This window comes from Paraglaciecola aquimarina (genome assembly GCF_032464635.1).
GTDB lineage: Bacteria > Pseudomonadota > Gammaproteobacteria > Enterobacterales > Alteromonadaceae > Paraglaciecola > Paraglaciecola aquimarina.
The window spans coordinates 3,627,872-3,642,762 of the sequence record NZ_JAWDIO010000002.1 but is presented as its reverse complement, the minus strand read 5'-3'; the positions used below and the strand labels follow the sequence as shown (position 1 = coordinate 3,642,762).

The window sequence follows — 14,891 nt, the reverse complement described above, 5'->3', positions numbered from 1 at the left end:
GTGAAACCAAATTATAAGATCTTGTCGGGGCAGCCGCATCCGTTAGGGGCTAACATTTTCGAAAAAGGGGTGAATTTTGCCGTGCATTGCCCGCTTGCAGATGGTGTGGATCTTTGTATATTTGATAAAAAATCCGAGAAAGAACTTGCCGTCATTCCGATGCCCGCTAAAACGGGCAAGGTCTGGCATTGCTTTTTAGATAACACTGCACCATGTTTGCTTTATGGTTATAGGGTGCGTGGAGATAATCACAGGCATATGGGGATGAAATTTGATCATGATAAATTGTTGATCGATCCCTATGCCAAAGCACTGAGCAAACCTTTGTTATGGGATAGCAAAAAATATCAAGGTGATAGCCAAAACATGATCCCGAAAGGCGTAGTGTTAGCGCCGCCCGTATCAGAAAACAGAGTGGCCAAGCCTAAGGTATTATTGGAAGACACGGTACTTTACGAAGCACATGTCAAAGGGCTCACTCAGTTACATCCTGATGTCCCCAATAAACATAAAGGGAAATTTCTAGGTGTTTGTCATCCTGCAATTATTCAACACCTCAAGGATCTAGGCATAACGACCGTGCAACTTATGCCTGTTTTTGCTTTTATGCCAGAGCCATTTATTACTAATAAAGGGTTAACCAATTACTGGGGATATAACCCCATTAACTATTTTTGTCCTGAACCTAGGTATGTGGTTAATGACGGGGTAGCTGAATTTAAAACCATGGTAGATTGTTTGCACGAAGCTGGTCTTGAGGTCGTGCTTGATGTTGTGTTTAATCATACAGCTGAAGGGGGCAGTGATGGACCTACTTTGTCCTTCAAAGGCTTTGATAACTCCTCATTTTATTTGTTTGAACGTAATGAATTTGGCGCGGTAGATTACGAGAAATACGTGAACAACTCAGGTTGTGGTAACAGCGTGAATACCGCTTTTCCCTATGTTCAAAAAATGGTAATGGACTCGTTACGTTATTGGGTTCAAGAAATGGGAGTCGATGGGTATAGGTTTGATTTAGCGGCTAGCTTAGGACGAGATCCCTATGAGTTTTCAAACTTATCAGGTTTTTTAGAACTTTGCGTCAAGATCCGGTTTTAATTGAAACTAAGTTGATTGCCGAGCCTTGGGATATAGGACATGGTGGATATCGTTTAGGTCAGTTTCCGTCGAATTGGCTGGAATGCAATGATAAGTATCGTGACACAGTGCGCTCATTTTGGCGCGGAGACAAGGGGCAAACTAGTGATTTTGCTACGCGTTTATTAGGCTCCAGAGACGTATTTTCGAAAGAGAACCGTTCAATTTTAACCTCAGTTAACAATGTGAGTTATCACGACGGCTTTACTTTACACGATATGGTCACGTACGCAGAGCGTCATAACGAAGCTAACGGCGAGCAGAATAGAGATGGTCATGGGCATAACCTTTCAGCCAATTATGGTGAGGAGGGCGAAACCACAGACCAAGAAATCCGCAAAATGAGGGAAAGACAGAAACGGAATTTATTTGCGACCTTATTATTATCGCAGGGTACGCCCCATGTTTTGGGTGGAGATGAAATTAGCCGTACACAACAAGGTAACAACAACGCCTATTGCCAAGACAATGAAATCAATTGGTTTAACTGGTCATTAGATGAAACCCAGAAAGACTTTTTAGTGTTTTGCCAAAAGGTCATTAACTTGCGAAAAGAAAGTGAAATCCTACATCATTTAAATTTGAAGGATGATGATTTCAAAAGTGGACATAATGTAGAGAAAATTTATTGGTATCGACCAGATGGTGAGAGAAAAGTAGAGGATGATTGGCAAGATCATAATAACCAAGCTTTTGCTTTGGAACTAAGAGGGCGGCCAGTTGAAGGATCAATACATCAAGAACACTGGTTATTTATTTTTAATGCCAGCGATCATGACGTATGTTTTCAATTACCTACTTTTTGTGAAGGAGACAGTTGGCAGATAAAGTTAGACACCCGTTACGCAAAATGGTCTGACCAACCTGACGTTAAAATTAAGCACAAACATCTTCAAGCTGGTCGTAGCATTTGTGTATTCCAATGTGTGCCTAAGGATCAGAAATAAATGAAATTATCAAATGAACAATGGCGACAAAAGTTGACCGATGAAGAGTACCGAGTGTGCCGAGAGAAAGGTACTGAAAGACCCTTTACTGGAAAATTATTAGATGAAACCGGTCGCGGCGAATACGTTTGTACCTGTTGCAATAGCAAGTTATTTGATTCAACGGCTAAGTATGATTCAGGTTGTGGATGGCCTTCATTTTCCGCCCAAAGTGACGAGCAAAACGTTGAGTACCATGCTGATGATTCTTTGGCCATGCAGCGAGTGGAAATCGTCTGTAAACATTGCGATGCGCACTTAGGTCATGTATTTGATGATGGACCGCAGCCCAGTGGTAAACGATATTGTGTTAATTCGGTATCTCTTCAGTTTTCTGCCAAGTAGCTAAGTATATAGTTGGTAAATAAGTAGCTGGTGTAGCAGGTAGGTAACGGATTATATTGATGCTATGAAAACTAGCCTCATTGCAAAGGACCTATTATGGGTCCTTTTTTATTTTCAAGGTGTTGTGACAACGCTCAGTGTGGTTTGGCTAGCGTTTTGCACTTGTGATTACGGTAAGGGCAAGCGGGGCACTACAGTTTATAGCATTCCATCTTGGTGAGTGATCTCTCAGAATATATCCAGCGGTTTTTCACAAAACGCCGGTGTGAAGGATTGGTTGTTGCTTTTGAAATTTCGTCAACCTAGCGGAAAGTCTGCTGGCATTGTGTTTGTTTTAAGGTCAATTCTGAGCAATTAATTAAAGGCTCTAGGCGAGTGAATCCAGATTGTGATAGATTAACGGTATGACCTTTATAGGATTGAAAACGTGAGAATTAGTAGCAATTTTGATAGCGGGAATATTCAAGTTATTCTTGCTGATGACCCCAATAATATTCAACTTAGTATTCAAAAAGATAACCAGTCAGATTTTTACCAGTGGTTTCATTTCAAATTAGAAAGCTCAAGCTTTATTTCCCATACCATTACTATCACTGATTTGGCTCAGTCAGCTTATCCTGGTGGCTGGGAAAATTATCAGGCGGTGGCATCTTACGATCGACAAGAATGGTTTCGAGTCGACACAGAATTTGATGGTAATAATTTAACGATTGAACACACACCCGAATTTGATCATGTCTATTATGCATATTTCGCACCTTACAGTTACGAGCGCCATTTAGATTTGCTCGCTTGGGCGCAACAATCGATTCATTGTAAACCCGTGTATTTGGGCGCTACGTTAGACAATCGAGATATGTCTTTGTTAATTGTTGGACAACCAGAAGAAGGTAAGAAATCCATATGGGTTACCGCTAGGCAGCATCCTGGCGAGACAATGGCCGAATGGCTAATAGAAGGATTGTTGGAGCGATTATTAGATGAAGATGACGCATTGTCACGGTTATTGCTAGAGCAAGCTGTATTTTATGTGGTACCGAATATGAATCCAGATGGGGCTGCTCGCGGACACCTTAGAACAAACGCCAAGGGAGTTAATTTAAATCGTCAGTGGGCAAATCCTACGATGGAAAATAGCCCTGAAGTGTACTTGGTCAAACAAAAAATGCACCAAACTGGCGTTGATATGTTGTTAGATGTGCACGGTGATGAAGCCTTACCCTATAACTTTGTGGCTGGCTGTGAAGGCAATCCAAACTATAACGATAGACTGATGGCACTTGAAAATACCTTTAAAACGGCGCTGTTGAATGCCACGCCGGAATTTCAAGATGTCTACGGTTATGAAAAGGATAAAAAAGGCGAGGGTAATTTAGCCTTGGCTGCCAATGCAATAGGGCATGAATTTGACTGTTTGTCGTATACATTGGAAATGCCATTTAAAGACAATATTGAATTACCTGACTCTGTTTACGGCTGGTCTCCGGCTCGTTGTAAACAGCTTGGAGAAGATGTTTTAATTGCTATGCGAGCAGTATTGGCTCAGTTAAATCAATAATAAAAAATATATTAAAAATAATAATGAGCTTAAAAGGGGAATAAATTGGAAACGTTTCATAGTTTTTTAAAGTTGTTAGATGGCATGTTAGGGGGCGCGTGGTGGTTTCCTTATGTGTTATTAGGTACGGGGCTATTTTTTACTGTGTACCTTAAATTTCCACAAGTTAGATATTTTAAACATGCGTGGAAAGTTGTTACGGGGAAGTTTGATAAAGATGATGCACCTTGGCGATACAACTCACTTTCGGGCATTAACCACTGCACTGTCAGGAACTGTGGGGACCGGAAATATAGGAGGGGTGGCTTTTGCCCTATTCCTAGGTGGACCGGCGGCTTTATTTTGGATGTGGGCGACTGCTTTTTTTGGTATGACGACCAAATTTGTCGAAGTAACCTTGTCTCATAAATATAGAGACAAAACGCCTGATGGTTCCATGGCGGGGGGACCTATGTACTACATGGACAAACGATTAAATATGAAATGGCTGGCTATTGCCTTTGCAGTAGCAACCGTTGTCAGTTCTTTCGGTACTGGTAATTTACCGCAAAGTAACAGTATTGCGACCAGTGTGGAAGCAACTTTTGGTTTTGATCCACTTATTGTGGGAAGTGTTTTAGGCATTCTACTTGCGCTCGTTATTTTGGGGGGATTACCCGAATTGCCGCGGTCACCTCTAAAATAGTGCCATTAATGGCATTAATTTATATCGTGGGGGCCTTTGCTGTTATTTTTGCCAATGTAGAAAATATTGGGCCAGCCTTTGCTTCTATCTTTTCTGATGTTTTTACCGGCTCAGCCGCAACGGGGGGCTTCTTAGGAGCGACAATCGCTTATGCTTTTAACAAAGGCGTAAATCGTGGGTTGTTTTCAAATGAAGCGGGTCAAGGCTCAGCGCCTATCGCCCATGCCGCAGCAAAAACAGAAGAGCCAGTATCAGAAGGCATGGTATCTATTCTAGAGCCTTTTATCGACACTATTATTATTTGTACTATTACAGGTTTGGTTATTTTGTCTTCTGGTGTTTGGAAAGAAAAACACATGAACACTTTCGATCGTTCTGATATGCACATATTGGCGGGTAACTATTCCGAGTCTAATCCTGCAGACAAAGAAGCTTTGTATAAATATATTAATGGTCTAGAAGGGCATAACGTCACCGATTTTAATGGGCAGATTAAAGTACTTGATGGTAAGGCGGTCAGCGGTGATTTTACTATTATCAACGCTCGCTCATTTGCCGATAATGTTACTTTCTCCATTGGCGAGCCAGTGGATAGCTTTTCTGGTAGCTTAAACGTTGAAGACGGTAAACTGGTTAAGAAGAGCATTATTGTAAGAGGTGAGTCACTTGTTCACTCCGCTAGTCTGACTGCTTTAGCCTTCACCAAAGGTTTCTTTGGGGAATCTGGTAAGTATATCGTTTCTGTTGGTTTGTTATTGTTTGCCTTTTCTACCGCCATTGCTTGGTCTTATTATGGCGATAGGGCAATGACGTATTTATTTGGGCCTCGTTCGGTTATGCCATATCGCGTGATCTATGTTGCTGGTTTTGTGTGGGCTGCTGTATCAGATACCACCTTAGTTTGGACTTTGTCTGCTGTCGCAATTGTTGTCATGACATTACCTAATTTATTTGGTATTTTCTTATTGCGTAAAGAAATGAAAGACTCAGTTGCGGATTACTGGGACAGATTTAATAAAGATAAATAACTGATAAATTGTATTTAAGTAAAAAAACGCGGCTAGATGCCGCGTTTTTCAATGTATTAACGGAGTGAAAAGTATGGCTGTAGTTGAATGCCCTTCTTGTAATAAAAAAATTTCAGATAAAGCAAAGAGTTGTCAGCATTGTGATTTTAATCTAGGCAATGCGAGTGCTGAAGATATCGCTCGTCAGCAGGATTTAAGAAAATATTTGAAGAAACAAAGCATACAAACCCAATCTATGGTGGCCATGTTACTATTTGTAGCCGGGTTCGGTTTTATGTATTGGGGCGGTTCGGCTCAACAAGATCTGCAATATAAACTGGCTGTCGCAGTGACAATTATTGGCTTTGTTTGGTATATCGTCAATCGTGTGCGATTGGTATTCTTGAAAAGGTCAGATTAACTTATGCTACAAGACGCTCTTTTACGCAATATGTCACCTCAGGTGTATGAAAAATTGCGACAAGCCGTTGAAACCGGAAAGTGGTTAGATGGCTCGCCATTGACTGAATCGCAACGTGAAACCAGTATGCAAGCAGTGATGATGTATCAATCCAAGGTGTTAAAATCTGAGCAGCATATGACTGTGGGTGAAAATGGCGAAATAGTGCATAAAAGCCGTGAATCCTTCAAACAAGAGTTTGCAAACAACTCAACCAACAATCAAACAATAGCGCGGTTTAAACAAGATGATCTTTAAACATCTTTTTCGTTCCAAACATCAAAGTCCTAATCCTCAAATACGTATTCAGGCCATCGACAATCTGAATAAACAAGATCCTGAGCAGAAATCTATTTTACATGAATTAGCATTTAATGATGCCGACGTAAATGTCAGTTTGGCAGCACTGCAAAAACTAGATAGTTTTGTTTTGTGGTACAAAATGTCGGAAATCTCTAAGAACGAGAGAGTATTAAAACGAGCGCAAAGAGTAGTTGAAGAGACGTTATTAGCTGATCAAACTGAGCTATTGAGCGCTGGTGATAAACGTAAGTTTGTGCAGGAATGTCGAGACAATCGCTTGCTGGAAAAATTACTGCAACAAAACTGGATCCAGCAAGATACTGATTTGACGTTAGAGTTGTTGCAAAAATTAGATAAGCCTCAAGTACAGGAGAAATTGCTACTCGAGAGTCAAAATGAGCCATTGCAATTGCGCTTACTAGAGCAGTTACGTGATGGGACTCAGCAAAGAAAACTACTAAATAGACTCATTAAAAAAAGCCCAGTAGAAGCGATTAAAGTTCAAAGCAAGCGTATTTTAGATGATTGGTTAGTGGCGGAGTCCTTACCCCTAGAAATAGAGCAGCAGGTTAAAATGATCTTGTCTCGGCTTTTAGCCTTGAAAGACGGTAATGAATTACCGCTTATTCAACAGCAACAAACAGATTTAGTGGCACAATATCAACGCTTAACTAGTCAGTTTTCTTGTTTGACAGACGTTAAACGCCAAGAGCTCGAACAGAAATACGCTGACATTTCGCAAAAAGTGACACGCACCATAGATTTACTGTTACCCGAATGGCAAGCAAAATTAGCAGACAAAGCGTTGCGCTCGAGCATCAACAGTGTTTCTGAAAACGTCAACCAGAGCTTGAGTCATTTGTCTGAGCAACTGGCTACACGAATTAGTGACATTACGGAAACAGAAGCAAGCACGTTGGCCCGGCAGCTAGCGACACATAGCCAGGATCTTCAATCGTTGATTCATCAAGTCGATAAGCATGATCAGCAGCTGCACAAACAATTAGAGCAATTGCAGAACAAGTTAATGACAGGTCAAAATACATTGGCTAATTTGGCTGAGTTCCAACATTCGATTCACGCTGCTGAGTCAATTTTAACTAAGTTTACAGACTTAACTTTGCCAACTGATCAAAGTCAGATAGAGGCGGCACAAGACTTTGCCTACGAAACAAAAAAACAATGGCAACAGGCAATAGGCAATTACCAATCTCAATTACCGAATACGCTAATTGAGCGTTGGAATAGCCGAAATAAAGAATGGCAATTGGCCTTAAAGCAATTAAAACAAGCCGTTAATGCAGAAGTGTCCCGCTGTAGAAACAAAATTAGAGCGGTCGACAGTTTAGTGCGTCAAGGTAAATTTAAGGCGGCTATGGGCTTGTATCAAAAAGTCCAAGTGTGGTTTGATGCTTTGCCCGAAAAACAGCAGCAGTCGCTTGAAAAGTCTTTTATGTCAGTGAAAGAGCAAATTGAGAATCTGCAAGACTGGCAAGAATACATCGCTGCTCCGCGTAAGCCTGCGTTACTTAATGAGGTTGAGCGATTGATTACGCAACCTTTTGCTATCGACGCTCAAGCAAGGGCAATTAAAGCGCTAAGAGCACAATGGAATAGCCTAGGAAAATTAGACTCTGAGTCTGATCAGGCTCTTAATCAAGCTTTTGACCAAGCCATTGAAAAGGCCTTTGAACCGTGCCGCCAGCACTACGATAAGCAACAACAAGAGCGGCAACAGAATTTATTGGCCAAACAGAAAATTATTACAGACCTGCAAGCGCTGGCTGATTCAACTGTCGCCACGTCAGAGTTGGCGAAATCCTTAAGGACTTTACAGCAAAAGTGGAAGAAAATAGGTGAGGTGGATTATAAGCTACGAACCACCGTGTTTGATCAGTATCAAGCGTTGTATTCACCGTTACGAGAGAAAGTTAATCAGTTTTACCAAGCTAACCAAGAGCAAAAACAAAAACTATTAGACAAAGCACAGGCTTTAGTTGAGTTAGAGTCGGTGAGTGAGGCAATTGAGCAAGTGAAAGTTCTGCAAACTCAATGGAAAACGATTGAGCACGCTGGACGAAAAGCAGAAGCGGTATTGTGGCCTGCCTTTAGAAAAGCAAATGATGACGTGTTTGCTAGGCGAACTGCTGAGAATCAACAACATAAACAGCGGGAACAACAACAGGTTGAGTTAGTCAAACAGCAAGTAACAGAACTTGAAGGCAGATTGTTTGAAGCAGAAGACAAAGCTGATATTCAAAATGCTCTGCAAAATAGGTCGGATATTTTGGCCCTAGCAGCTGCCTTGCCTATTGCGCAACAAAAAGATATTGAAAGGCGCTTACAAACTGCAGTAGAAAGGCAGAGGGACAAATTAGCGGCCATTAAAAGCGCTGAAAAACGTCAGCACTTTAGAGACATATTTGCCATTTTGAAAGATTGGCATGGCGATCCAGACATAACAGATAGAATCAATGTGTTGCCTAAGTCTTGGCAAGGAAGCTTCGTCAATTTAGTAGATTCAGTTGACCGCCATACACTTGTTTTACAAATGGAAATATTAGCGCAAATAGAGTCTCCCAAGGAAGAAGCGGCCACTCGACAACATGTACAAATGCAGTTAATGGCGCAAAAACTTCAAACAGGTGAGGGGGTCGAGCTCAGTACGCTGTTAAAGCGCTGGATAAGTGGTGGAGTGTTAGATCATGACAGTATACAGTTGTTACCACGCTTAGAAAAAGTCTACCTAGTCTAGAGTATTTCCACAAGGAAGCGTTATGTACTTTAAATTCATAGGGACAATGATTTCCTTCTGTTTGCCTCTGGGCTTGTACTTTGCTGTAAGTGTGTTTTGTTCTAGCGTCTTAGCTGATGATGGGCAAAGCTCACAAACAGAGGTTGTTTTATTGGTCAACGCTGATGACACATTTCCATTTTGGCAAAGTGAAGTCGATTTTTATCAAGCCGTCGGTGATGCGTTAGATATTAATGTGGATGTGCATTATGTTCCCGGTAAGTATAGAGATCGTTTCGGAGTTGTTGGCTATATTAAAAACTATCTTAACGATCGCCAGCACCCTCCGACTTTGGTTATGTCTGCGTTTCTATTTGGCGCTGAGGAAAAGTTACTCGCTTTACTGAATGAACAATCAATTCCGTTTATTAGTTTGAATTCTTATGTCTCTGCTCAGCAATTCGTTGAATTAGGCAAACCTAGAGAACGCTTTCCACTGTGGTTAGGCCACTTTTCTCCTAACGATATTCAAGTTGGTAAACAGTTAATGCAGGCTTTGTTGAGCTTGTATCGAAAGCGAAATAATTGTACTAAGACTAAGTGTGGCGCTAATGTTTTTGGTTTCACGGGCTTGCCTTATGCAGCGGTTAGTCAGCAACGGGTGGAAGGTGTGAGGCGAGCCGTGCACAATGATCCTAAAAGCCACCTGTTTAATAATGTAGCTGCAAATTGGCGTAGAGCTATTGCTTTAGAAAAAATGGCAACGGTTGTTGGTCGCCATAGTGACATTGATATATTTTGGGCCGCCAGCGACAATATGGCTTGGGGGATAGTTGATGGCCTTAAAAAGTATCAGTATAAACATGACGTCTTAGTCGGCAGTATTGACTGGTCACCCAATACCATACCTTTTATCGAAAATGGCCAAATCGATATTAGTTTTGGCGGACATTTTTTGGAGGCTGGGTTGGCATTGATTTTTTACTATGATTATTTGCATGGAATTGATTTTGCTAAAAAATATGGCACGATTGTCGAAATAGAAATGTCGCAGTTAAGTAAAGAAAATGTGCACCGTATTGGTCCATTTTTGATTGAGCCGAAATGGAACAAACGGATTTTATATAACTATAGCAAATTCAATAATAGGGATAGAAAAGAATATTTACTGGCGCCATTAGACATTATTAATCAGCAATTAAATTGATTCTTTTGACCGCCAATCGTATAAAATGCCTCAAGGTGTAGTAGGTATTTCCTTTCATATTAAATAGAGCTGTATGTTCATGTCTTTTATCAGGTTAAATAAATTTATCAGTGATTCAGGTTTTTGTTCTCGTCGAGAAGCAGACAAATTGATCGAGCAAAAACGAGTAACGATTAATGGTGTAATCCCCGAACTAGGCACTAAAGTGGCGATAGGCGATATAGTGAAAGTGGACCAAAAAGTGATTTCTGCTAGCGCCAAAAATAAATCCGATAGGGTGTATATTGCGTACCACAAACCTGTTGGCATTACCTGCACGACAGAGCGCCACGTTAAAGGCAATATCATTGATGCTATTGGCCACAAAGAGAGGATTTTTCCTATTGGTCGATTAGACAAGCCGTCCGAAGGCTTGATTTTTTAACCAGTGATGGCGATATAGTGAATAAGATTTTGCGGGCAGAAAACGCACATGATAAAGAGTATATTGTTACCGTAAATCGACCATTGACTGAGTTATTTATTCAAAAGATGGCTAACGGCATTCCGATTTTAGATACTGTCACTAAGCCTTGTGTAGTGACGATGCAAAGTAAGATGGTATTCAGGATTATTCTAACCCAAGGCTTAAATAGACAGATTCGACGTATGTGCGAGTACTTAGGGTATGAGGTGACTAAATTGAAACGTAGTCGCATTATGTCTGTGCGTTTAGCTGGGCTTAAACCCGGTCAGTGGCGTAATTTAACGGCTGACGAAATGGCAGAGATTAATAGCGCAGTACAAGATTCATCAAAAACGGCCATCTAAGGTTATATTCTACTTTTTAAATGCATAACTTTGTTTCAAACCAAAGTTTTTACAGTTGTTGCATACTATGTTTGCTTAGTGAATATAATCCATAATTAGTATCAAAGAGTAAAAGCGTCGACAATATTGACGTTCTTCACAGCCCCCTTAGGGGGTAAAAACACTTATCGCAAATCTACAAGCTTTACCCTTTAATTTAAAACACTAACTTATGGTTCATTTAGTTTGTCAGGGGATTAATTAATGCTATATTTTTTGTTGCCGAAACATAGTTACAGACAATCGAAAACTTATTGTTTACGCATTTACGCCGATAATGGTGATAAATAGAGATAAGGAAATATATGTTTAACAGTAAACTAAAAGATGAATTACTCGACACCCAAAAAGCGCTATCTATTAACAAGCAGATTTTTGATAGTTTAAGCGAAGAAATGTTGCATATTGTGCTGAGTGAGCAGGGGGTCGTAGAGGAAGTTAATGCAGTTTTCCTTAGAGAAACTGGAATTCCTGAGCAGCAAATTTATCAGCGTAAGTTTATTGATATGGTTTACCAACAATCTCGAAGTAGTCAGCACTTCAGTCAATTAAAAAATGCGCTGGAACAAAAATTACATTGGTGCGGAGCGGTTGAGCTTGAAAAGGATGGTCAAGTGGTATGGTTGAGGATCATTCTTCAACCAGTAAAAGACCAAGATGGAGGGTGTTTGTATTTTGATATATTCGCAAACAATTTATCTAGGACCATAGAAAAGTCTATTCATCAAGATAACATGATAAGAGCCTTGCTTAGGTCGATGGCCGTGATTGAGTTTACTCCAGAAGGTTTTGTAGAGCATGCTAACGACTTGTTTTTGGACGCAATGGGTTATCAATTTTCTGAGATAGAAGGCAAACACCATCGTATGTTTTGTCTTGACGAAGAAACTTCTTCGCCAGATTATGTGGCGTTTTGGCAGAAACTTAATGAAGGTGAGTTTGTTGCCTCTCGTTTTAAACGAGTAGACAAACAGGGCAATGTGGTGTGGTTAGACGCCTCTTACAATCCTATTTTTGATAACCACGGTAACCTTTATAAGATCGTTAAGTTTGCCACTGTTATTACCCAGCAGGTGGTGTTAGAAGCGCAGACAAATGAAGCAGCAAGAATTGCATTTGACACCTCTCAACATACCGATGAAAGCGCTAGACAAGGCGCTGAATTAATGCAGCAAACGGCAAATGTTATGGAGCAGTTGGCGGAACAAATGACATTTGCCTCAGACAATATAGACGCTTTAGACTCGCAGTCAAAAACGATCAGTACCATTATTCAGTCCATTAGTAGTATTGCGGACCAAACTAATTTGTTAGCGTTAAATGCTGCTATTGAAGCTGCCAGAGCCGGTGACCAAGGAAGAGGCTTTGCGGTGGTTGCTGATGAAGTAAGGGAATTAGCATCTCGAACTAGTCGTTCAACCCAAGAAATTGTTGATGTAGTGGCAAAGAATCAGGAATTAACCAGTCAAGCGGTTGCAACCATTAATAACAGTAAAAATACTGCAACGGAAGTCGCGGAGCGAATCAATAAAACCAATCAAGTGATTGAAGCTATCAGAGTCGGGGCGCAAAAAGTCGTGCAATCTGTTTCACAATTTGTCACTAACTTAGATAGCAGTAAGTAACCTGAGTTGTGGATAAGAAGTATCGTTTAAGCTAAGAAATATAATTCAATGGCTTAATATGTTTTTGTCTATATAACCTCAGCTAAGTGTTACTCGGTGACGAAATTTTTCGTGTTTAGCGAGGCGGATTGTTGTACGTCATAGCGTGTTATAGCCATACAATCCAACGCTGCTAGATACAAAAAGAGCGTTATCGAGAGGTTCGGATTATCCAGGATTCAGGTTGAGTAATTTAGCAATACATGGTTTATCGACGCTTTGTTTATAAACCATAAGTGTATTTCAATAAGAGCAAGACAATGCTCGAATAACAAATAGAGATAGGTAAGCCAAACTTAATAAAATGCTTGAATTTATAATTGCTGGCACTGAAGACCAACAGGTTCGTTTGATAACCGTAAGGTGAAATAAAGCTGGCACTGGCGGCAAAAGCGACGGCTAAGGCAAAAGGCATAATAGGCGCTCCTAATGCTTGTACCATACCATAGGCAAATGGAAACATAAGTGCAGCAGCTGCATTATTGGTAACTAATTCAGTCAGTAATAATGTTAGCAAATATATCGTCACTAGTGCCCATATCGGACTGACACTTGAAGCCCATGGGTATAGCGCATCCATAAGGTAGGCAATGACTCCCGATTTCTCTAAGGCTGTGGCTAGGCTTAGTGCGCCGACAATCACAATAATTAAATTCAAAGGAATATTGCGTTTAATTTCATTGTTTGACGTGATGCCACTGGCCACGAGTATCGCCAAAAAAACAGTAATCCAGTCGCTAAATTTAATATTGATGAGGCCGCTAGACCAACAGTAACTATGAACCCCCCAAAGGTAATGCATTCTTGCAGGCGGCTTAGTTTTGTCACGACTTTCTTTTCGGATAATATAAAAAAGTTCTTTGCCAAATTGTGTCGTTGCACAAAATCAGGACCGGTGGCCAGCAATAAAAAATCACCCGCTTGTAATTTTATTTCTCCTAGTTTCCCTGATAACGACTCTCCATCGCGGCGTATGGCAACGACAGCTGCATCAAACAACGCTCTAAAACCCAATGCTTTAAGTGTCTTACCGATTATAGGCGCGCGATTTGAAATAATAACTTCGGTTAGGTTTTCTCTAAGTAAACCATCAGACTCGGCAAATAATTTTAAGCCTTTAATATGACTAAGGTTATCTACGTTTTGTACATTGCCTGTAAATATAAGTTTATCATTGGCGTGGATCACAAAGTCAGGGGTTATGGGGCTGAATAGCTTTCCGTCTCTGAATACTTCTATCAAAAACAGTTCGGGAAGGTTTCGAAGATGATTCTCTTCAACGGTTTTGCCGACTAGTTCTGAATCTGACTCAACATCGGCTTCGATAAAGTAACTATTGTATTGATTGTTTTTATTTTCAATCTCTGGCAACAAAGGAGTCATTAGAAACATTAATAAGCCACAGCTTAAGCCAGCAACAAGACCATACAAAGTAAAATCCCAAAAATTGAATCCAGAATGGCCATGTTCAATCAAAAAACTATCTACAATCAAATTGGTTGAGGTGCCAATTAAGGTCACAGTACCGCCTAAAATGGCTGAGTAGGAGAGGGGAATAAGTAGGCGTGAAGCATGGTGATATTGGTTTTGCTTAACAGGGCCAATTAAACTAGCCACAATGGCGGTGTTATTCAATAAGGCTGAAGAGGTGAATGTTAAGCCAAATAGGCGCCAATAACTGGATTTGAAGTTAGCCGTTACTAGAGTTCTAGCAAGGCGTTTTATCAAGGAGGTTTTGTCTACCGCAGAACTGACCAATAGCAGTAATATTAGGGTTATTAATCCTTGGTTTGTTAAATTGTTTATTACATCAACCATTACCAGTTGCTGACTGGCAATAAGAGCCAATAGCGAACTAGCAAAAATAAGAGAAGGGCGCTTGTCTGTTACTACAAGCGCCAATATGGTACCAGTAAATATCGCGAGAACCAGATACTGGTTACTATCCATATT

The 14,891-nt window shown here is 40.5% G+C and carries 7 protein-coding genes and 4 pseudogenes; 10 read left to right on the top strand and 1 reads right to left on the bottom strand.

Going from position 1 to position 14,891, the window contains the following annotated elements; translation table 11 throughout:
• The 10 genes and pseudogenes from glgX (at position 1) to RS130_RS17960 (ending at position 12,899) form a co-directional block, all read left to right on the top strand.
• Positions 1–2,087, top strand: a pseudogene (gene glgX / locus RS130_RS18005) (glycogen debranching protein GlgX).
• The gene (gene msrB, locus RS130_RS18000; RefSeq protein ID WP_316027068.1) at positions 2,088–2,471 is read left to right on the top strand and encodes a peptide-methionine (R)-S-oxide reductase MsrB; all 384 of its coding nucleotides are present in this window, start codon (positions 2,088–2,090) and stop codon (positions 2,469–2,471) included.
• 427 nt (positions 2,472–2,898) lie between these two features.
• Positions 2,899–4,029, top strand: coding sequence for a M14 family metallopeptidase (locus tag RS130_RS17995; protein WP_316027067.1), 1,131 nt, complete (start codon positions 2,899–2,901; stop codon positions 4,027–4,029).
• Between the two features lie 45 nt (positions 4,030–4,074).
• Positions 4,075–5,742: pseudogene (locus RS130_RS17990) on the top strand (alanine/glycine:cation symporter family protein).
• A 73-nt stretch (positions 5,743–5,815) separates the two neighbouring features.
• Positions 5,816–6,142 carry a hypothetical protein gene (locus RS130_RS17985; RefSeq protein ID WP_316027066.1) on the top strand — a complete coding sequence of 109 codons (327 nt, stop codon included), beginning with the start codon at positions 5,816–5,818 and terminating at the stop codon, positions 6,140–6,142.
• A 3-nt stretch (positions 6,143–6,145) separates the two neighbouring features.
• Entirely contained in the window at positions 6,146–6,439 is a 294-nt protein-coding gene (locus RS130_RS17980; RefSeq protein ID WP_316027065.1) for a YeaC family protein, read from the top strand.
• Positions 6,429–9,239, top strand: coding sequence for a DUF349 domain-containing protein (locus tag RS130_RS17975; RefSeq protein ID WP_316027064.1), 2,811 nt, complete (start codon positions 6,429–6,431; stop codon positions 9,237–9,239). Before RS130_RS17980 ends, RS130_RS17975 begins: the two co-directional genes overlap by 11 nt.
• A 22-nt stretch (positions 9,240–9,261) precedes the next feature.
• Positions 9,262–10,425 (top strand): ABC transporter substrate-binding protein, encoded by a 1,164-nt coding sequence (locus tag RS130_RS17970; protein WP_316027063.1) that lies wholly within the window; start codon positions 9,262–9,264, stop codon positions 10,423–10,425.
• Positions 10,426–10,498: 73 nt separating this feature from the next.
• Positions 10,499–11,229 (top strand): annotated as a pseudogene (gene rluF, locus RS130_RS17965) (23S rRNA pseudouridine(2604) synthase RluF); the annotation flags it as partial.
• A 350-nt stretch (positions 11,230–11,579) separates the two neighbouring features.
• Entirely contained in the window at positions 11,580–12,899 is a 1,320-nt protein-coding gene (locus tag RS130_RS17960; protein ID WP_316027062.1) for a methyl-accepting chemotaxis protein, read from the top strand.
• Between the two features lie 262 nt (positions 12,900–13,161).
• Here the strand turns inward: RS130_RS17960 and RS130_RS17955 are convergent.
• Positions 13,162–14,888, bottom strand: a pseudogene (locus RS130_RS17955) (SLC13 family permease).
• Between the last annotated feature and the right edge of the window lie 3 nt (positions 14,889–14,891).

Bases quoted from the DNA above. Each gene is read 5' to 3' on its own strand.
- RS130_RS17980 (WP_316027065.1), top strand. From the start codon at position 6,146: ATGCTACAAGACGCTCTTTTACGCAATATGTCACCTCAGGTGTATGAA.
- RS130_RS17985 (WP_316027066.1), top strand. From the start codon at position 5,816: ATGGCTGTAGTTGAATGCCCTTCTTGTAATAAAAAAATTTCAGATAAA.
- RS130_RS17960 (WP_316027062.1), top strand. From the start codon at position 11,580: ATGTTTAACAGTAAACTAAAAGATGAATTACTCGACACCCAAAAAGCG.
- RS130_RS17975 (WP_316027064.1), top strand. From the start codon at position 6,429: ATGATCTTTAAACATCTTTTTCGTTCCAAACATCAAAGTCCTAATCCT.
- RS130_RS17970 (WP_316027063.1), top strand. From the start codon at position 9,262: ATGTACTTTAAATTCATAGGGACAATGATTTCCTTCTGTTTGCCTCTG.
- msrB (WP_316027068.1), top strand. From the start codon at position 2,088: ATGAAATTATCAAATGAACAATGGCGACAAAAGTTGACCGATGAAGAG.